The organism is Mesorhizobium sp. M0768 (genome assembly GCF_040320195.1).
Classification (GTDB): Bacteria; Pseudomonadota; Alphaproteobacteria; order Rhizobiales; family Rhizobiaceae; genus Mesorhizobium.
This window is the reverse complement of the sequence record NZ_JAMYPD010000002.1, coordinates 410,155-428,778: the sequence shown is the minus strand read 5'-3', so window position 1 is coordinate 428,778 and position 18,624 is coordinate 410,155. Positions and strand designations below refer to the sequence as shown.

General features: G+C 63.4%; 19 protein-coding genes. 7 read left to right on the top strand and 12 right to left on the bottom strand.

What is annotated here, in order from left to right:
- Nucleotides 1-106: 106 nt before the first annotated feature.
- The 5 genes from NKI08_RS04280 (at nucleotide 107) to NKI08_RS04260 (ending at nucleotide 2,693) form a co-directional block, all read left to right on the top strand.
- Nucleotides 107-718, top strand: a complete 612-nt coding sequence (locus NKI08_RS04280) for a molybdopterin-dependent oxidoreductase (protein ID WP_352767369.1) — start codon at nucleotides 107-109, stop codon at nucleotides 716-718.
- Nucleotides 715-1,461, top strand: a complete 747-nt coding sequence (locus NKI08_RS04275) for an FAD-binding oxidoreductase (RefSeq protein WP_352472528.1) — start codon at nucleotides 715-717, stop codon at nucleotides 1,459-1,461. The genes NKI08_RS04280 and NKI08_RS04275 overlap by 4 nt, the downstream gene beginning before the upstream one ends.
- 443 nt (nucleotides 1,462-1,904) lie before the next feature.
- On the top strand, nucleotides 1,905-2,108 hold the full coding sequence (locus NKI08_RS04270; protein ID WP_352767367.1) for a DUF680 domain-containing protein: 204 nt from the start codon (nucleotides 1,905-1,907) through the stop codon (nucleotides 2,106-2,108).
- A 71-nt stretch (nucleotides 2,109-2,179) separates the two neighbouring features.
- Nucleotides 2,180-2,386 (top strand): DUF680 domain-containing protein, encoded by a 207-nt coding sequence (locus NKI08_RS04265; protein WP_352743858.1) that lies wholly within the window; start codon nucleotides 2,180-2,182, stop codon nucleotides 2,384-2,386.
- Nucleotides 2,387-2,453: 67 nt separating this feature from the next.
- A complete protein-coding gene (locus tag NKI08_RS04260; RefSeq protein ID WP_352454766.1) occupies nucleotides 2,454-2,693 on the top strand; it encodes a DUF680 domain-containing protein in 240 nt (79 codons plus the stop codon).
- Nucleotides 2,694-2,870: 177 nt separating this feature from the next.
- Here NKI08_RS04260 and NKI08_RS04255 read toward each other — a convergent pair whose 3' ends face one another.
- The 5 genes from NKI08_RS04255 to NKI08_RS04235 all read right to left on the bottom strand — a co-directional run bounded on the left by NKI08_RS04255 (nucleotide 2,871) and on the right by NKI08_RS04235 (nucleotide 9,430).
- Nucleotides 2,871-3,983 (bottom strand): ABC transporter ATP-binding protein, encoded by a 1,113-nt coding sequence (locus NKI08_RS04255; protein ID WP_352469836.1) that lies wholly within the window; start codon nucleotides 3,981-3,983, stop codon nucleotides 2,871-2,873.
- A 25-nt stretch (nucleotides 3,984-4,008) separates the two neighbouring features.
- The gene (bglA, locus tag NKI08_RS04250; RefSeq protein WP_352767364.1) at nucleotides 4,009-5,673 is read right to left on the bottom strand and encodes a beta-galactosidase BglA; all 1,665 of its coding nucleotides are present in this window, start codon (nucleotides 5,671-5,673) and stop codon (nucleotides 4,009-4,011) included.
- Between the two features lie 4 nt (nucleotides 5,674-5,677).
- Nucleotides 5,678-6,832, bottom strand: a complete 1,155-nt coding sequence (locus NKI08_RS04245) for a carbohydrate ABC transporter permease (protein ID WP_352767362.1) — start codon at nucleotides 6,830-6,832, stop codon at nucleotides 5,678-5,680.
- Nucleotide 6,833: 1 nt separating this feature from the next.
- Complete coding sequence (locus tag NKI08_RS04240) at nucleotides 6,834-7,847, bottom strand: carbohydrate ABC transporter permease (protein WP_352540346.1); 1,014 nt, start codon at nucleotides 7,845-7,847, stop codon at nucleotides 6,834-6,836.
- Nucleotides 7,848-8,074: 227 nt separating this feature from the next.
- The gene (locus NKI08_RS04235) at nucleotides 8,075-9,430 is read right to left on the bottom strand and encodes an ABC transporter substrate-binding protein (protein WP_352469839.1); all 1,356 of its coding nucleotides are present in this window, start codon (nucleotides 9,428-9,430) and stop codon (nucleotides 8,075-8,077) included.
- Nucleotides 9,431-9,791: 361 nt separating this feature from the next.
- Between NKI08_RS04235 and NKI08_RS04230 the strand changes: the two genes are divergently transcribed.
- Complete coding sequence (locus NKI08_RS04230; RefSeq protein WP_352469840.1) at nucleotides 9,792-10,814, top strand: substrate-binding domain-containing protein; 1,023 nt, start codon at nucleotides 9,792-9,794, stop codon at nucleotides 10,812-10,814.
- Between the two features lie 72 nt (nucleotides 10,815-10,886).
- Here the strand turns inward: NKI08_RS04230 and NKI08_RS04225 are convergent, their stop codons facing one another.
- Nucleotides 10,887-11,795 (bottom strand): LysR family transcriptional regulator, encoded by a 909-nt coding sequence (locus tag NKI08_RS04225; RefSeq protein ID WP_352767359.1) that lies wholly within the window; start codon nucleotides 11,793-11,795, stop codon nucleotides 10,887-10,889.
- A gap of 81 nt (nucleotides 11,796-11,876) precedes the next feature.
- Between NKI08_RS04225 and NKI08_RS04220 the strand changes: the two genes are divergently transcribed.
- Nucleotides 11,877-12,371, top strand: coding sequence for a DUF8737 domain-containing protein (locus NKI08_RS04220; RefSeq protein ID WP_352767357.1), 495 nt, complete (start codon nucleotides 11,877-11,879; stop codon nucleotides 12,369-12,371).
- 5 nt (nucleotides 12,372-12,376) lie between these two features.
- Here the strand turns inward: NKI08_RS04220 and NKI08_RS04215 are convergent, their stop codons facing one another.
- The 6 genes from NKI08_RS04215 to NKI08_RS04190 all read right to left on the bottom strand — a co-directional run bounded on the left by NKI08_RS04215 (nucleotide 12,377) and on the right by NKI08_RS04190 (nucleotide 18,613).
- On the bottom strand, nucleotides 12,377-13,816 hold the full coding sequence (locus tag NKI08_RS04215) for a S8 family serine peptidase (RefSeq protein ID WP_352767355.1): 1,440 nt from the start codon (nucleotides 13,814-13,816) through the stop codon (nucleotides 12,377-12,379).
- Nucleotides 13,806-14,474: an anti-sigma factor gene (locus tag NKI08_RS04210; protein WP_352767353.1), complete on the bottom strand. Its 669-nt coding sequence runs from the start codon at nucleotides 14,472-14,474 to the stop codon at nucleotides 13,806-13,808. Before NKI08_RS04210 ends, NKI08_RS04215 begins: the two co-directional genes overlap by 11 nt.
- Nucleotides 14,471-15,034, bottom strand: coding sequence for a sigma-70 family RNA polymerase sigma factor (locus NKI08_RS04205; protein ID WP_352767351.1), 564 nt, complete (start codon nucleotides 15,032-15,034; stop codon nucleotides 14,471-14,473). Before NKI08_RS04205 ends, NKI08_RS04210 begins: the two co-directional genes overlap by 4 nt.
- 133 nt (nucleotides 15,035-15,167) lie before the next feature.
- Entirely contained in the window at nucleotides 15,168-16,007 is an 840-nt protein-coding gene (locus NKI08_RS04200) for an alkaline phosphatase family protein (protein WP_352767349.1), read from the bottom strand.
- Between the two features lie 93 nt (nucleotides 16,008-16,100).
- On the bottom strand, nucleotides 16,101-17,786 hold the full coding sequence (locus NKI08_RS04195; protein WP_352540352.1) for an ABC transporter ATP-binding protein: 1,686 nt from the start codon (nucleotides 17,784-17,786) through the stop codon (nucleotides 16,101-16,103).
- Nucleotides 17,786-18,613, bottom strand: a complete 828-nt coding sequence (locus NKI08_RS04190; protein ID WP_352469848.1) for an ABC transporter permease — start codon at nucleotides 18,611-18,613, stop codon at nucleotides 17,786-17,788. Before NKI08_RS04190 ends, NKI08_RS04195 begins: the two co-directional genes overlap by 1 nt.
- Between the last annotated feature and the right edge of the window lie 11 nt (nucleotides 18,614-18,624).

Here is an 18,624-nt window from a genome sequence, read left to right as displayed (position 1 = left end):
GTAGAGCATTGCCGCTGGGCCGGAGCCAAGATTTCGGTTGCCCGCGCTCGCGTCTTCGAGAAAACTGACAAAGGTCGATTGGACCTTGCGCAAACGGATATTCTCGATGGTTACCCGAGGTTTCTCTTCCGGACGAAAGCCGCCGAAGGATACGGATGCACGTATCCCGCCGGGGCAATATCTCGAGCAAGGTTTCCCGGTCCTGTCGGCCGGCCCGACGCCGCATGTCCGCACCGAGGATTGGTCGTTCACGCTTAAGCACGGGCCGCGGCCGATCAAGAAGTGGAACTGGGCCGAGTTCAACGCGCTGCCCTTGACCAAGATGACGCGCGACATCCATTGCGTCACTGCATGGACCAAGTTCGACACGGCGTGGCAGGGCGTGCTCGTCGACGACATCCTTGCCGACGCTGGCATCGAGCCGCCCACCGCCTTCACGCTGGCGCTGGGTTTCGACGGCTATTCCACCAACGTGCCGACGAAGGATATCAGCGGCGGCAAGGCGATGGTGGCACTGCTTTACCAGGGCAAGCCGATCACTCCCGACCATGGCGGCCCGGCCCGGCTGCTCGTTCCGCATCTCTATTTCTGGAAATCGGCCAAATGGCTGAACGGGCTGCAGTTCACAGAGCGTGACGAGCCGGGTTTCTGGGAGTTGCGAGGCTATCATATCTATGGCGATCCGTGGCGCGAGCAGCGCTACACGAACGATCCATGAGCGACGGCCCGGCGGCGCAGTCGCCCTGGCAGACGGTCACCATCACCCGCATCCAAAAGCGCACGCCGCGCGTCACCAGCTTCTTCCTGCAGCCGTCGCGGCCCTTCGTCTATCGTGCCGGACAGCATGTCGATGTCAGGCTGACGGCGCCGGACGGCTATCAGGCGCGCCGCTCCTACTCCATCGCCTCGGCGCCGGAGACCGGCGAGACCATCGAGCTGGCGATTGAAAAACTCGAGGACGGCGAGGTCTCGCCGTTCTTTCACGAGATAGCGGCGGTGGGCGACGAGGTCGAATTGCGCGGGCCGCTCGGCGGCCATTTCGTCTGGTCCGACGGCGATGGCGGCCCGCTCCTGCTCGTCGGCGGCGGGTCGGGCGTGGTGCCGCTGATGTCGATGCTCCGCCACCGGGCGATGCGGGGATCGCTGGTCGCCGCCGCCCTGGTGTTTTCGGCGCGGGTCTGGGACGAGGTGATCTTTCGCGATGAGCTGATCGACCTCGCCGAGCGCCGGGATGGCTTCGACCTGGTGCTGACGCTGACGCGCGAGCCGGCCCGCCGTCCGGCGGATTATGCGCGGCGGGTCGACGCCGCGATGATGGTGCAAGCCATGACCAGGCTGCCGGCGCCGCCGAAGCTCGCCTTTGTCTGCGGCTCGAACGCATTCGTGACGGCCGCCGCCGAGGCACTGATCGATGCCGGGGTGCCTGCGGCACTAATCCGCACCGAACGTTACGGGGTCTGACCCGGTTCTGCTTGCCCGGTTGCTGCCTTCGTTGGGCGGCATAAGGCAGGCCAAAAGCAGCCGCAACGCCGACGCCGCATTCGGCCGAAATGGTTAACGATTCGACAAAGAACCTCGGCTGCGACTTTTATCGGTTTAAAAAATCGAACCGAACGGTTCGTTTCTGTTGACAATGCGTGCAGGACGCTGTGAACGCTGCCTCCCAAGTCATCTTGCAGCCAGACCGAGGCGATAGACTATCTGCTTGACATTAAACGATAAAAATGTGGCGAAGGGAATCTCTGGCACAATTTCAAGGTGTAGATTCTTGGTCCACACCAAAAAACTTCGTGATTGGAAACTGGCCATTGGCTTTCCCACATCGGGGCTGTCCGAACGACGCGAATTCCCCCCAAGGCACGCCGCTAGACGGACGGAAAACTAAGATACTGGAGTACTAAAAAATGAAAAAGATCGCTCTTGCCGCCGTCGCCGTTTTGGCCATCACCGGCAGCGCCTTCGCTGGCAGCGACAACTTTGGTTCCAAGGGTGCGAACCAGCCTGCCGCTGCGGTCGACAGCTCGTATACGGCTTCCATTCAGAAGCCGGCTCATGCTGACCAGCCGGCTGTCCAGGGCGCCGACCGTAACCTCTTCGGCAACAACTAACAGCCGATCCCAGCATCAGGGCGGCGGGCATATCCGCCGTCCGGGGATCTGAAAAATTCAGGAGTATTAAGATGAAAAAGATCGTTCTTGCTGCCGCCGCCGTTTTGGCCATCACCGGCAGCGCCTTCGCCGGCAGCGACAACTTTGGTTCCAACGGAGCCAACCCGCCTGCTGTCTCGGTCGACAGCTCCTACACGGCTTCCGTCAAGACGTCGGACCAGGCTGAAAAGCAGCCGGTTGTCCAGGGCGCCGACCGTAACCTCTTCGGCAACAACTAACAGCCGATCCCAGCATCAGGGCGGCGGCATGCCCGCCGCTTGATTTCGAAAATCCAGGAGACCCAAAATGAAAAAGATTGTTCTTACTGCCGCCGCGCTCTTGATTGCCGCCGGCAGCGCTTATGCCCGCAACGACAATGTTGGCGGGACCGACATCAACAAGCAGTCGACCGTCAACGTCGACAAGACGCAGACGTATTCGGTGCGGGACAGCAACTCACCGATCTACAAGCTGCTGAATTCGTCTGGCGATGTGCCCAAGTCCGCGCCTCAGGGCGCCGACCGCAACCTCTTCGGCAACAACTAGAGCAATTCCAGGAAAAGTGTGAAACGGCCGTCCGGAATTGCGTCAAAACAAGGAGATAGAGCGGTTCGGCGTTCCGTGAAACGATGAACCGCTCTAACGGCCGAACTGGAATTCCAGACAAGAGCGGCGGGCCATGCCCCCCGCTCTTGTCCCTTGCATGGCGGAAGAATGCCTGCTTCAAGCCGCCTTTGCTTCTGCTTCATGGAGCGCGAAAGAGCGCCCGTCCGCGTCGAAAATATGCAGGTCTCCGGCGTCCGCCGTCAGCCGCAGTGTCGCTCCGCGCTTGATCTCGACATTGCCCGGCAGCTTGGTCACCAGCGGCAGGTCGGCGCGGCCGATGTCGACATAGACGAGCTGGACCTCGCCGAGCTGCTCGACGTAATCGACCGTCCCTTCGAACAAATAGTCGGCGCCGGTGGCAATCATCAGATCCTCCGGCCTCACCCCGAAGCTCACCGCTGCGCCTTTCGCCGACGCAGGCGTTGCGATCGGCACCGTTGCCTTGCGGCCGCCGACATGGCTGACGACCGTCGGGTTGCCGGTCTTGTCGATCGTCGCCGGCAGGATGTTCATCGCCGGCGAGCCGATGAACTGGGCGACGAAAAGATTGCCGGGCCGCTTGTAGAGCTCCATCGGCGTGCCGACCTGTTCGATATGGCCTTCCTTCAGCACGACGATGCGGTCGGCCAGCGTCATCGCCTCGACCTGGTCGTGGGTGACGTAGATCATCGTCGTGGCCGGCATCGACTCCTTGAGCTTGGCGATCTCGATGCGGGTGGCGACGCGCAGCGCCGCGTCGAGGTTGGATAGCGGTTCGTCGAACAGAAAAACCTTGGGATTGCGCACGATGGCGCGGCCGATGGCGACGCGCTGGCGCTGGCCGCCCGACATCGCCTTGGGCAGGCGGTCGAGATATTTGGTCAGCTGCAGGATCTCGGCCGCCTGGCGCACCCGCTTGTCGATCTCGGCCTTGCTTTCCTTGCCGATCTTCATCGAGAAGGCCATGTTGTCGTAGACGGTCATGTGCGGATAAAGCGCATAGGACTGGAACACCATGGCGATGCCGCGCTTTGACGGCGGCACGTCGTTGACGATCTCGCCGTCGATCTTGAGCTCGCCCGAGGTGATCTCCTCCAGCCCGGCGATGCAGCGCAGCAAGGTCGACTTGCCGCAACCAGAGGGACCGACGAAGACGATGAATTCGCCCGACTTTATGTCGAGGTCGACGCCGTGCAGAATGTTGAGATTGCCATATGATTTCCTCACTTGCCTTAGCGTGACATCGGCCATGGTACCCTCCAGTTCTTCCTTGAATTCAGTCGATACGCCCGAACCAGGCGCCGTAGCCGCCGAGGCGGATAGTGCCGGCGCCAGTCTGTCCCGAAAACCCGTGTCCCGGCAAGGGCTGCAATGAGCGGCCGCCAAGATCGACTTCGGCCGGCTTTGCTCCGAGATTGAAGGCGCAGACGATCTGCTCGTTGCCTTCGCGGCGGGTGAAGGCGACGGTGTCGCCCTCGCTTTCGATGAACTCGATATCACCCTTGGCCAGTGCCGGATGGGCGCGGCGGAAAGCCAGGAAGCGCCGGTAGTGCTCGAGCAGCGAGCCGTCGTCGCCCTGCTGCACGTTGACGGCTTGCGCAAGGTGCTTGCTGGGCACCGGCAGCCAGGGCTTTGCCGTCGAGAAGCCGCCATTGCGGGCAGCGCCGTCCCAAACCATCGGCGTACGGCAGCCGTCGCGGCCCTTGAATTCAGGCCAGAAGCGGATGCCGTATGGGTCCTGCAGATCCTCGAAGCTGAGCTCGGCCTCGCTGAGCCCGAGCTCCTCGCCCTGATAGATGCAGACCGAGCCGCGCAACGACATCAGCAGCGCGGAGATGACCTTGAGGTAGGCGGTCGGGTCGGGCTCGCCGGCTGCCCAGCGCGAGGCAGGGCGCATCACGTCATGGTTGGAGAAGGCCCAGCACGACCAGCCGTCGCTGGCCACCTTGCCGAAGGTTTCCAGCACCGAGCGCACCTTTGCCGCGCTGATCTTCTCCGGCGCCAGGAAGTCGAAGGAGTAACACATATGCACGCGCTTGCCGCCGGCCGTATAGGCCGCCACCACTTCCAGCCCACGCTGCGAGTCGCCGACCTCGCCAACCGCGGCCGTCGCCGGGTATTCGTCGAGCAAGGCGCGGAAGCGTTCGAGGAAGCCGAGGTTTTCAGGCCGGCTCTTGTCGTACAGATGGTCCTGGTAGTTGTAGGGGTTGACGGCCGGCGCCGTCTGGTCGTTGCGCTGCTCGGGCGGCAGCGGCGGATTGTTTTCGAGGCCCTGGCTGTGGAAATAGAAATTGATGGTATCGAGGCGAAAACCGTCGACGCCGCGCTCCAGCCAGAAGCGGGTGACGTCGAGCAGCGCGTCCTGGACCGCGCGGCTGTGGAAGTTGAGGTCAGGCTGCTCGGCCAGGAAATTATGCAGATAATATTGCTGGCGGCTGGTGTCCCACTGCCAGGCCGAGCCGCCGAAGATAGACAGCCAGTTGTTGGGCGGCGTGCCGTCCGGCTTGGCATCCGCCCAGACATACCAGTCGGCTTTTGGATTGCTGCGGCTCGACCGGCTTTCCTTGAACCACGGATGGATGTCGGCGGTGTGCGAGAGCACCTCGTCGATCATCACCTTGAGGCCAAGCCGGTGCGCCTCTGCGGTCAGCGCGTCGAAGTCGGCCAGCGTGCCGAACATCGGATCGACTTCGCAATAATCCGACACGTCGTAGCCAAAGTCCTTCATCGGCGATTTGAAGAACGGCGAGATCCAGATGGCGTCGACGCCGAGCGAGGCGATATAGGGCAGCCGGCCGATAATGCCCCTGAGGTCGCCGATGCCGTCGCCGTTCGAATCCTGATAGCTGCGCGGGTAGATCTGGTAGATCACGGCACCTCGCCACCAATCGCGATCGATAGCGAGATCGGGCTTCGGGGTCGCCTTCAAAGCGGATTGCATGATCTCAACCTCCTTTCACCGAGCCGGCAAGCAGCCCGCGGACGAAATAGCGCTGCAGCGAGAAGAACACGATCAGCGGCACGATGATGGTGACGAAGGCCGATGTCGTCAGGATCTCCCAGTCGCCGCCGCGCGAGCCGAGCAACGCATTGAGCTTGGCGGTAAGCACGATCTGGTCGCCCTCGGTACCAAGGAAAACCATCGCCACCAGCAGATCGTTCCACACCCAGAGAAACTGGAAGATGGCGAACGAGGCCAGCACCGGGAACGACAATGGCAGCACGATCTTGACGAAGATCTCGAAATCGCTGGCCCCGTCGATGCGTGCCGACTCCATGATCTCGCGTGGCAGGCCGGCGATATAGCTCCTCAACAGATAGATGGCGAAAGGCAGGCCGAAGCCGGTATGCGCCAGCCAGATGCCGAGATAGGTCTTCGACGGCACGCCGAAGAAGCTGCCGACGCCGTTATAGAGCTTCAATAGCGGGATCAGCGACATCTGCAGCGGCACGACCAGGAGGCCGATGATGACGGCGATGAGCAGCGCCCGGCCGGGAAAGCGCATCCAGGCCAGCGCGTAAGCGGCGAACGCGGCGATCAGGATCGGGATGACGGTCGCCGGAATGGTGACGGTCAGCGAGTTCATGAAGGAGCGGCCGATGCCCTCCGAAAACAGCACCGTGTCGTAATTGTCGGTGGTGAATTTCGGCGGCGCCGACGAGGCGTAATAGACGCGCTGGCCGCGCTCGCCTTCGAAAGCCTTCGGCGAGGTCATGACGAAACTGCCGTCGGCATTGAGCTGCAGGGTCACGCCGTCGCCGAGATCGGCTGTCGTGCCGGCGGGATATTGCGTCGGCGCTGCCGACTTGACGCCGAAGGCGCTGATGTTGCGGGCCGGACCGTCGCCGAAAATATTGCCTTGCAGGATGAACTTGCCGTCCTTCTCGACTTGCGCCGAGGCGGGCGGCAGCCGTCCGGCCTCCGTCTGGCTGGAACTGGTGAACGAGTTCCACCAGCCCGAAGCGATGATCTGGTCCTTGTCGCGCAGCGACGAGACCAGAATGCCGAGCGTCGGGATCGTCCAGATCGCAACGAAGATGAAGACGGCGATATGGACGCCGAAACGGCTGACAAAGGACTTTCCGGTCGCCACGGCCATCTCAATGCCCTTCCGTCTCTTTGTTTGCCTGGCGGATGTTCCAGACCATGATCGGAATGACCGCTATCATGATGATGATGGCGATGGTGGCGCCGCGGCCAAAATCGCCGCCGCCGCGGAACATCCAGTCGAACATCAGATTGGCCAGCACCTGGCTGTTCCACTGGCCGTTGGTCATGGTCAGCACGATGTCGAAAACCTTCAGCACCAGGATGGTGATGGTGGTCCAGACGACGGCGATGGTGCCCCAGATCTGCGGCACCATGATCTTCCAGAAGATCTGGAAAGGGTTGGCGCCGTCGATGACGGCGGCTTCCAGCGTCTCTTCCGGAATGCCGCGCAAGGCCGACGACAGGATGACCATGGCAAAGCCGGTCTGGATCCAGATCAGGATGACCATCAGGAAGAAGTTGTTCCAGAACGGCAGCGAGATCCAGACCTGCGGCTGGCCGCCGAAATACTGGATGATGGCATTGAGCAGGCCGATCTGCGTCTGGCCCTCGCCGCGATATTCGTAGATGAATTTCCAGATGACGCTGGCGCCGACGAACGAGATGGCGAGCGGCAGGAAGATCAGGCTTTTTGCGATGGTGCCCCACCAGATCTTGTCGGTGAGCACGGCGATGATCAGCCCGAGGAAGGTGCAGGCGGCCGGCACCACCGCCAGCCAGATGATGTTGTTGAGGATCGAGTTGCGGAACTCGCGGTCGCCGAACGCCCATTGATAGTTGGCCAAGCCGACGAAATGGGCGCCGCCGCGATCGAGGAACGACAGCCTCAGCGTCTCCACTACCGGGTAGATCAGGTAGATCGTGAGGATGATCATCGCCGGGCCGACGAACAGCCAGGGTCGGATCACCCCCTGCCGGCGCAGATTGTTGATCGCCGCCTTGCCGGAAACGCCGCGTGCCGGAAAGATCGTGTCGAGTGCCTTGTTGGCGCCCCAGAAATAGGCGACGCAGCCGCCCACGCCGATGATGATGACGAATATCGCCGAGAAAATCTGAGCCGCCATGGGTCCCTCCCCCTGCGCACGGATCCGCCAGTCGAGAATGGCTTTGGCGACGGGATCATGCGCCGATTCAGTTGTCTGGAGCGCGACCAGCCGGAAAGCAGGTCACTGGGCGCGCGTCATGCCGGAATGCGTTGTGCTCACGACAATCGACGCGACGCCAAGCACCGGATAAGGTCCGGGCCGTTTGAGGCCCGGACCACATCACATTTGGAACTCAAGCCGGCCGCTTACTTGATCGCGTCCCAGCTTTTCTGGATGTCGGTGGCGACGTCCTGGGCGGACTTGCCGCCGACCAGGTCGATCATGCCGGTCCAGAACGCACCGGCGCCGATCTTGCCCGGCATCAGGTCGGACCCGTCGAAGCGGAAGGTCGAGGCGTTGGCCAGGATCTCGCCCTGCTTCTTCAGCGCGTCGCTGGCATAGGCGTCCTTGTTGACCGACTTGAACGGCGTCACGAAGCCGCCCTGCGCCATCCAGATCTCATGAGCGAGCGGCAGCTTCAGGAATTCGATGAACGCGCGGGCACTCTTGCTGTCTTTGGTGATCATGGCGAGCGTGCCGGCGCCGAGCACCGGAGTGCCGAGCTCGGGCTTGGAAGCGTAAGGCGGGAAGTAGAAGAAGTCGGCATCCTCGCCGATCTTGGTGCCTTGCGGGAAGAAGGTCGGGATGAACGATGCCTGATGGTGCAGATAACATTTTGGCGGCACCGAGAAGAGGCCCTTCGGGCTGTCACGGAAATCGGTCGCCGCAACCGCCTTGGCGCCGCCCTCGACCATCTTGTCGTCGGTGGCGATCTTGCCGAAAATGTCGATGGCGTTGACCACTGCCGGATCGTTGAACGGAATTTCGTTCTTCACCCATTTGTCGTAGGTCTCGGGCGTCTGGGTGCGCAGCATGATGTCTTCGACCCAGTCGGTCGCCGGCCAGCCGGTGGCGCCGCCCGAACCAAGCCCGATGCACCATGGCGTGCCGCCGTCGGCGATGATCTTCTTTTCGAGCTCGGCAAGCTCTTCCTGCGTCTTCGGCACCTTGTAGCCGGCTTCCTCGAAATTGTCCGGCGAGTACCAGACCAGCGACTTCACGTCGGCCTTATACGGAAAGGCGAAGAAGCCGGGCTTGCCGTCCTTGTCCTTGAACGTGCCGAGATCGACCCAGGATTGGCCGGCGCCGTAATTGTCCTTTACCCAGTTGGCGGTTTCGTCGCCGAGCGGCGTCAAAAGACCCTTCGATGCCAGATCCTGGATCAGGCCCGGCTGCGGCAGCACGGCGATGTTGGGCGGGCTGCCGGCCTGCGTGTCGATGACGATCTGCTGCTCGTAATTCTCCGACGAGGAGTACTTGATCTCGGCGCCGGTGGCTTCGGAGAAGTAATCGAGGACGGTGCGGATAAGCCCTTCGTCCTCGCCGCGCCACGGCCCGAAGATCGTCAGCGTCTCGCCCTTGAGGTCGACTTTCTTGAGCTCTTCGTAGTTCGCCCAGTTGAAACGGGGATCTTCGCCCGGCTTGAACTTCAGTTCGGCTTGCGCCGGCATGGCGAGCGCAAGCGTGGCAAACGCAGCGCCCAGCAGAAGCATTTTCTTCATCGGTATTCCCTCCCAGTGGTGACAAACACCGAACGAAACCTCCATTCCGTCCGCCGGCGCTGCAGGACTGTGACTCAGTCGGAAAGGAACTGCAACCTTTCGTAGAGTCTTCCAAAGCGCTTTGGTGATTTTGATCTCGCCACTGAATTGATCGCGAGTCAAGAGGAAGCCAAATTAATCGATTCAATTTCTGCGGTCGAGTGCCGGCGAAAGTGCGCTGCAGCACAGTTTTCTGGCGGTGCAGCAGCAAATTCGGCTTCAAACCGGTCCGAACCGTGCGTATGGTCAGTGCGCTCGGCAACGCGGTTCGTAGCGGCTAGCTCGATTCAGATTAAAAGCGCTTTGAGGTTGGAGGCCTCCGGTGAACCTCAAGCAGCTCTCCCACATGCTGGCGCTTTCGCAGACTACGGTGAGCCGCGCATTGAACGGCTACCCGGAAGTCAACGAGGAAACGCGCCGGCGGGTGGTCGATGCCGCCAAGCGTCACGGCTATCGCCCCAATCCGAGCGCCCGCCGGCTGGCGACCGGCAAGACCGGCATGATCGGCTATGTGCTGCCGACGGGAACGACCGTCGACATCGACCCGCATTTCGTCGAGTTCCTGTCCGGCCTCGGCGACTATGCGCGTTCGCACGAGCTCGACCTGGTGCTGTCACCGGCCGATGCCGACGACCAGGAGACGACCTACCGCCGCATTGTCGCCAACCGGCAGGTCGACGCGGTCTATATCTCGTCGCCGAGGCCGGCCGACCGGCGGGTGGCACTCGTCAACACGCTCGGCATTCCCTTCATCGTCCATGGCCGCAGCGAAGGCTTCGATTTCGACTATCCGTTCACCGACATCGACAATGAGGGCGCCTTCCACGAGGCGGCGCGGCTACTCGTTCAGCTCGGTCACAGGCGCCTGGCGCTGATCAATGGAGACGATCGCGAGACCTTCGCTATCCATCGCGAGCGCGGCGTGCGCCGCGCGCTTGCGGCGAGCGGCCTGGTGCTTCGTGATCAGCATGTCTGTTCCCTCACCATGACCGAGGAGAACGGCTACCGCGCCGCCAGGCGTCTGCTGGAACAAAGCGACGCGCCGACGGCGATCGCCTGCTCCAGCCTGATCATGGCGCTCGGCGTGGTGCGCGCGGTGCGCGATCTCGGCCTGACCATTCCGGGCGACCTGTCGCTGATCGCCCATGACGACGTCTTTCCCTGGCTGAAGCCGGAAAATTTTTCGGTGCCATTGTCGACGACGCGTTCGTCGATCCGCCTCGCCGGCGCGCGCATCGCCGAACGGCTGGCGGCGCGAATTTCCGGCCTGGAGGAGGGCGCTCACGGCGAAGTCTGGCCGGTCGACCTGGTGGTCAGGGGATCGGTCGCCGGCGCGCCGGCCTAGAGGCAATCACTCTGAACGGCCGAGGTCGACTCTTGGCGGCTGTTGGCCAGCACCAGCGGGTGCGTCCTGGCCTCAGGTCGGGGATTTGAGGTGATCGATGAAGGCGCGCAGCTTCGGCAGGACTTGGCGCTTGCCGGGATGATAAAGGAAGACACCCGGCGTCGTCGTGGCGACGCTGTCCAGCACCGACTGGAGTTTTCCTTCGGCTATCGGACCTTCGGCGAGTGGTCGCGGCGTCTGCGCCAGCCCGACGCCCCGCATCGCGGCCCCGACCAATGTCGAATAGTCGTGCGCGATCAGCGGGCCTGAGACGATCGCTTCGATTGCACCGTTGCCGTCGATGAACGACCAGGGCGCGATGGCGCCATTCGAGCGACGCAAGCGTAAGCAGGCGTGGTGGCGCAAGTCGTCGACACGCTCGGGACGGCCGTAGCGCTCGAGATAGTCAGGGCTGCCGACGACTACGAACGAGAACGGCGGGGTCAACCGCACCGCCACCATGTCGGCGGCGATGAGTTGCCCGAGGCGGATGCCGGCGTCGAAACCGCCGGTCGCGAGATCGACCATCTGGTCGCTCACGGCGATCTCCAGTTCGATCTCAGGATAGGCTTGGCAGAACGACGCGAGCACCGGCTCCAACATCAGCGGCACGATGGCGCGAGGCACAGACAGGCGCAGCAGACCGGTCGGCCGTTGGCCGATATCGCGAGCAGCCTCGCCGGCCGCAACGAGCTCCTCGAATGCCGGGCCGGCACGGTCGAGGAACCGCTGGCCAGGTTCGGTTAAGCCAACGCTCCGCGTCGTGCGGACGAACAGCGCCGTGCCCAGGCGAGCTTCCAGCGCGCGCACCGCCTGGCTCACGGCCGATGGCGTCACCCCGAGATCGGCGGCGGCCCGGCGGAAGTTACGCCGCCTGGCGACGGCCAGGAACGCCTCGACGCCCTCCAGCGCACCATGTCGGACTGTGTAGTTCTGCTTCATGGGTTGTTGTGATTACACCGGATAGTCGAATTACGGTAGCGGGCTTAAAGCCGCGTGAACCAACTATTGAGAGTAGGCCAAATGTCCACGGAAATGGTGTTCCAACCCCATCTTGTTCTCGGCTATCTCGCGTGGCTGCTCTGCTTCGGCGCGTACGGTTTGCCGTTGCTCAGGTCGATGGACCGGGTCGCAGCGCAACGCGCTATTGCTACGCTGCACAGCTTCCGCTTCTTCGGGCTCGTCTTCCTCGTTCCGGGCGTCGTAAACCCCAATCTGCCCGCTGATTTCGCCGTGTTCGCCGCCTACGGCGATTTCGCGACCGGCGTGCTGGCCATGCTGGCGCTGCTCACGGTGAGGATACGTCCGCTCTTCTGGCCGTTGGTCGTCGCCTTCAACGTCGCAGGGACGGTTGACCTCATCGTCGACTATTACCACGCCATTCAGATCGGCCTTCCTGCACGCGCAGGCGAACTGGGCGCCACCTACGCGATCCCGATCATCTACGTACCGCTGCTGATGATAACGCATATCGCCGCATTCTATTTTCTCCTACGTCCTCAGCAAAACGCGACCTGAGCGGGCTATTCCTTCGCCGCCTCGGCCGCCTTGGTGTTCAGAAGCCCGTAGCCGAAGTCATTGTCCCGCCCCTTCGCGCCGAGATCCTTTGCCGTGGCGGCAAGTGCTTTCTCCACCCAGTCGGCGGAGCGGTCGGGCGCGGCATGCAACAGATTGGCGACGGCGCCGGTCACGATCGCCGCGGCGAAGGACGTCCCGGTCACCACGTCCGAGCCGGCGCCGCTCGGCGCCACCATCTCGACGCGGGGAGCGGAGATGAAGACGTAGGCGCCGCGATTGGCTTGCGGCATCAGCCCATCCTTGGCATCGGTGGCCGTCACCGCGATCACGGCGTCGAAGGCGGCCGGATAACCATAGGGCGCCTTCGGTCCGTTATTGCCGGCGGCCGCGACCAGCACGATGCCAAGCGCGCGCGCATTGCGGCAGGCGATGCCGAGCAGGTCGTTCTTCGGGCCGACGAAGCTCATGTTGATGATGCGGACATCCTGCTCCGCCGCCCAGTCAAGCGCCGAAAGGATGACGTCCATGGTCGACTTGCCGCCCTCGAAGGCGCGGGCATGATAGATCCTGGCGCCCGGCGCCATGCCTTTGAACGCGCCGGTGCCGGCGATCAGTCCATCGACCGAAGTGCCGTGGTCGCGCGCCTTGATCGGCACGTCGGGCATGGCATCGAACTGCCCGGCGATGACGCCGGAGAGCGCCGGATTGCCGTCGTCGATGCCGGTGTCGATGAAGCCGACGCGCACATTCTCGCCGCTGGCTTTGTCGGCATCGAGCGCGATGCGCTCGAACGCATAATTGGCGATGCTGGCCGCCTGCTGCAGCGAGTAGACATGGTTGGCCTCACGCCGCAAAGTGCGGCCGTCGGCGGCGAGCTGCGCCAGCACGACGCCGACCGGGCGGCCATCGGGAATGCCGAAGCGCACCAGCGTGTTGCCGAGCAGCCGCGACTGCCGCTGCGAGCGTATCTCGAGGCCGAACGAGGCCGCGATCTGCTGGACCGCGCCGGCATCGCCATTGACGGTGACCAGCACCTCGTCGGGCACGAAATCGCCGGTCACGGCGCGCAGCGGCTCGGTTGCCACAAGATCGGTCGGCGCAACCACCGCACCGCCCGGCACCGCAGCCTGTATTGCCGGCGCGACGGCGGGTGGGGTTGCAGTATTGCCAGGAGGTATCGGCGCCTCGGTGACTACGGCAGGATTGGGGAACAGGTCGACAATCAAGCCCGGAAGAAACACCGCGCCCGTCGTTCCATGAGCCGGCGCTTTGCCGCCATCCTTCACGCCGCCGCCATCCTTGGGGCAGTCGGCGTTGGCAGCACTTCCCCGGTTCAGGCAGTCGATCTCAGCCTGGGTGAGGTTAGGATCGTTGGTTTGTGCAACGGCAGACGTGGCGAAGATTGTCATCGCCGCCGTCAATCGAATGACCGCCTCAGCCGCCATCAGCCGGTTTCCTTCCCTCCAGGGCAGCTTCGGTGAAAGGCTGGGCGGCGATAAGGCCAAGCAGCTTCTGATAGTCGGCGGCGGTCTCGGCCGGGACGCCGACGCGGAAGACGCCGTCGGCGGTCGGCCCGCCGGCGATCTTCAACTGGTTCTGGTCGAGAAAAGCGATGATGTCGGACAGCTTCGCATCCGGTTTGAACTTCACAAGGGCAAACGGCATTTTGGCCAGATCGTCCTCCGATCCGGCAATCTCGAAATCGCCACCTCTGTTGCCGGTCTGCACAAAGGATTGCGCGACGACCAGGGCCAGCAGCACCGCGGCCGCGGCCCAGGCGACGCCGGCGGGCACCGCCATGAAGCGGCTCCAGGCTTGCGCCAGCCAGGACGATGCCGCCGGCGCGCGGGACGGGCCGGCCTCGGCGTCGAGCGCCTTGGCAAAGCGGCTGAGCGCATCGGCCGGCGGGCGGATTGCCTCGTTTGCGGCAGCGGTGCCGGAGAATTCGGCCTCGGCCTCGCCTAGTGCGGCCATCGCCGCCGGATCGCTCGCCAGCCATTCCTCGATGGCTTCGAGCTCGGTGCCCTCCAGCGAGCCGTTCAGATAAAACGGCAGCAGCATTTCCATTTCGTCGCGGCGTGACATCTTTTCAGCGGCGCTCATGGCCACCCCCTGTCGTAACCGGCGGCCTTGAGGGCTTCGCCGAGTTTCTTGCGGGCGTAGAACATCCTGGTCTTGACCGTTGCGACCGGGATGCCGAGTACCTCGCCGATCTCGCTCACCGATTGCCCGTGATAATAGGCAAGGTCGATCACCGTGCGGTGCTCTTCCGGCATGGCATCGATAGAGCGTCGCAAGGCGGCGGCCTTGTCTTCCTTCATCGTCACGACTTCCGGCGTGTCGGCGCCGTCGGCGACCTGGGCCGCGTCATCGTCGTCGATCCAGTCTTCCTTCTTTTTGCGCAGCAGGGACAGCGCCTTGAAGCGGGCAATGCCGAGCAGCCATGTCGAGACCTCCGAGCGCCCCTCGAAGGCCGGTGCCTGCCGCCAGAGTTCGAGGAACACCTCGTTCGCGATATCGTCGGCCATCAGTTCCGATCCCGTCTGGCGTGCCACGAAGCGGTAGACCCGCGCGTGGTGGCGCATGAACAGGAGCCGCACGGCGGCACTGTCGCCTTTCGCGACCCGCTCGACAAGCGCGCGATCGGTCTCCGCGGCCGTCATCGCCGGTCGAGCCGCCTGGCTCCTGCCTGCTCTGTCGCTGATCGGCCCAAAAAGGTTCACCGCATCCGCCCGTATATCTGCGGAGGCTAACTGAAGAGCGGGAGCGTTGCCAGAGGGAGAAGAGGGCGCGCGCTCAACTCAGGAACGGCTCCGCCTTCATCGTCGCCGGCACTGGCACGCCGAGGCGCGCAAGCACCGTCGGCGCGAGCTGCAGCTGATCGAGCAGCGTATTGGCTTCCGGACCCTCGCCGGATCCGAAGTAGTAAAGTGCGAAATTCTGCATCTCCTCGTCGTGGCCGCCATGATGGCCGCGATCGGTCTGGCCATGATCGGCGGTGACGATCACCTCGTAGCCGGCTTTCCGCCAGCGCGGCAGGAAGCCGGCGAGCATGGCGTCCATTGCATAGACGGCATGATCCATCTCGTGGCAGTCATGGCCGAAGCGGTGGCCCATCGAGTCCAGAGTACAGCTGTGCAGGATGCCGTAGTCGATGCCGTAGCGCCTGGTCAGCATGGTCAACGTCGCGAACAGGTCGACGTCGCTCGGCGTCATCTGGTTCCTGGCATTGTAGCCGGTCATGGTGTGGAACCGGCCATGGCTGATCGGCCTGCCCGGCTGGTCGAACTCCATGTCCTCGACCAGGTCGAACGGATAGGCCCGGAAGAATTCGGACCAGTAGGAGTGGGTGACCGCACCGGTCTTGCCGCCGGCCCTGCTGACTTCGGAAAAGATGTCCGGCTGTTCGACGCGAAACCGGTTCTCGTTCGACAGGATACCGTGCACTTGCGGCGGCACGCCGGTGTGGATCGAGGCATAGCAGGATGCCGAGGTCGACGGCAGCACGGAACGCATTTTCCATACGCGGGCTTCGCCTGATTGCACCCAGCCTTCGAGATTGCCCATCAGCCGTCGCCAGTTCCGGTAAGGCACGCCGTCGAGGATGATGAGCAACAGTTTTGTGTCGAACGCCAAGGGCGCCTCCATGCGGCTTAATCGGAAAAGTCAGGGCGGGCCTGCCGTTCAATCCACGCCCGGACAGGATCGTCGGGCGCAAAGGGCGGCCCGCTAGTTCCCCGCGCTGGCCATGCGCCGTCCCTTGATCGCTTTCTCTAGCCAGCCGATCTCCATTTCTGGCACCGACGATAGCAAAAGATCGGTGTAGGCATCGAATGGTGGCGTCAGCACGGTGCTCTTGGCGCCGTAGCGCACCACTTCGCCGCGATACATCACGGCGATCGAATCGGCGATCGACTTGACCGTGGCCAGGTCGTGGGTGATGAACAGATAGGCGACGTTTTCCTCTTTCTGCAGCCCGAGGAGCAGCTCCAGTATGCCGTGGGCGACCAGCGGATCGAGCGCCGAGGTCACCTCGTCGCAGATGATCAGCTTCGGCTTGGCGGCGAGCGAACGAGCGATGCAGACGCGCTGCTTCTGGCCGCCCGAAAGCTCGGCCGGATAGCGGTCGACATAGCCTTTACCCATTTCGATCTTGTCGAGCAGTTCGGCGACGCGTTTGTCGCGCTCAAGCCCGCGCATCCCAAAATAGAATTCCAGCGGCCGACCGATGATGGTGCCGACCGTCTGGCGCGGGTTCATCGCCACGTCGGCCATCTGGTAGATCATCTGCAGCTGGCGCAGGTCCTCCTTCGGCCGGTCGGCAAGTCGGTTGGCGAGCGGCCGTCCGTCGAAGGTGACGGTGCCTTGTTCGGGCGGCAAGAGGCCGGTGATGGCGCGCGCCAGTGTCGATTTGCCGGAGCCGGACTCGCCGACCACCGCCAGCGTCTGGCCGGGGAAAATATCGACGGAGACGTTCTTCAGCACCTTGATGTGACTGCGGCCATAGGCGGCGGTGATGTTCTTGACCGACAGGAACGGGCTCGTGCCGGGCTTCTGCTCCTGGTGTTCGATCTCATGCACCGAAACCAGCGCGTTGGTGTATTCTTGGCGCGGCTCCTTGATGATCTGTCGGGTGCCGCCCCATTCGACCAGCCGGCCGTGGCGCAACACCATGATCTCGTCCGAGACCTGGGCGACGACGGCAAGGTCGTGAGTGATGTAGAGTGCCGCGACATGCGTGTCGCGGATGGCATCCTTGATCGCCGCCAAGACGTCGATCTGCGTCGTCACGTCCAGCGCCGTGGTCGGCTCGTCGAAGACGATCAGGTCGGGCTCCGAGCACAGCGCCATTGCCGTCATCACGCGCTGCAGCTGACCGCCCGACACCTGGTGGGGAAAGCGCTCGCCGATGCTTTCGGGGTTCGGCAGGCTGAGCTTCTTGAACAGCGCCACGGCGCGTTTTTCGGCTTCGGCCCGCGTCGCCGTGCCGTGCAGGAGTGCTGCCTCGACCACCTGGTCCATCAGCCTGTGCGCCGGATTGAAGGCGGCTGCCGCCGATTGCGCGACATAGCAGACCTCGCGGCCGCGCAATTTGCGGAACCCTTCGTTGCCGCCCTTCAGGATGTCGCGGCCATTGAGGATGACCTCGCCGCCGGTGATGCGCACGCCGCCGCGGCCGTAGCCCATCGACGACAGGCCGATGGTCGATTTGCCGGCGCCGGACTCGCCGATCAATCCGAGCACCTTGCCCTTTTCGAGCGTCAGCGAGACATCGTGCACCAGCACGATGTTCTTCGGCGCCTCACCCGGCGGATATACCGTGGCCTCGATGCGCAGATTGCGGATGTCGAGCAGCACGCCGGACTTTGGTTGCCCGGGCTTCGGTTGCCCGGGCTTCGGTTGCTTGTCAGCCATTACCCGCGTCCTCCCTTCAGGCTTGTCGTACGGTTGAGCACCCAGTCGGCGACGAGATTGACGGAAATCGCCAGCGCTGCGATCGCCGCCGCCGGAATGAGGGCGGCGCCTATGCCGAAGACGATGCCATCCTTGTTTTCCTTGACCATGCCGCCCCAATCGGCGTCCGGCGGCTGCACGCCAAGCCCGAGGAAGGACAGCGTCGACAGGAACAGTACGGCATAGATGAAGCGCAGGCCGAGTTCCGAAACCAGCGGCGACAGCGCATTGGGCAGGATTTCCCGGAAGATGATCCAGCCGCTGCCTTCGCCGCGCAATTTGGCCGCCTCGACATAGTCCATGACGTTGATATCGACGGCGACCGCCCTCGACAGGCGGTAGACGCGGGTCGAGTCGAGAACGCCCATGACCAGGATCAGCGTCACCAGATTGGATGGCAGCACCGACAGCACCACAAGCGCCATGATCAGCGTCGGGATCGACATCAGGAGATCGACGAGACGCGACAGAAGCGTGTCGAACCAGCCGCCGAAAACCGCCGCCGAGAAGCCGAGGATGGCGCCGAGCGAGAACGACAGCGCGGTCGCCAGCACCGCGATGAACAGGGTGATGCGGGCGCCATAGATCATGCGCGACAACAGATCGCGGCCGAGATTGTCGGTGCCCAGCCAATGCGCCGCCGACATCGGTTCCCAAGGGACGTCGCTGACGATCTCGGCATTGCCATGCGGCGCGATCCACGGCGCAAAGATCGCTGCCAGCACGAACAGCGCCGTCAGCACGATGCCGACCAATGCCGGGATGGGGATGCGTTTGATGACGAGCATACCCGCCCCCC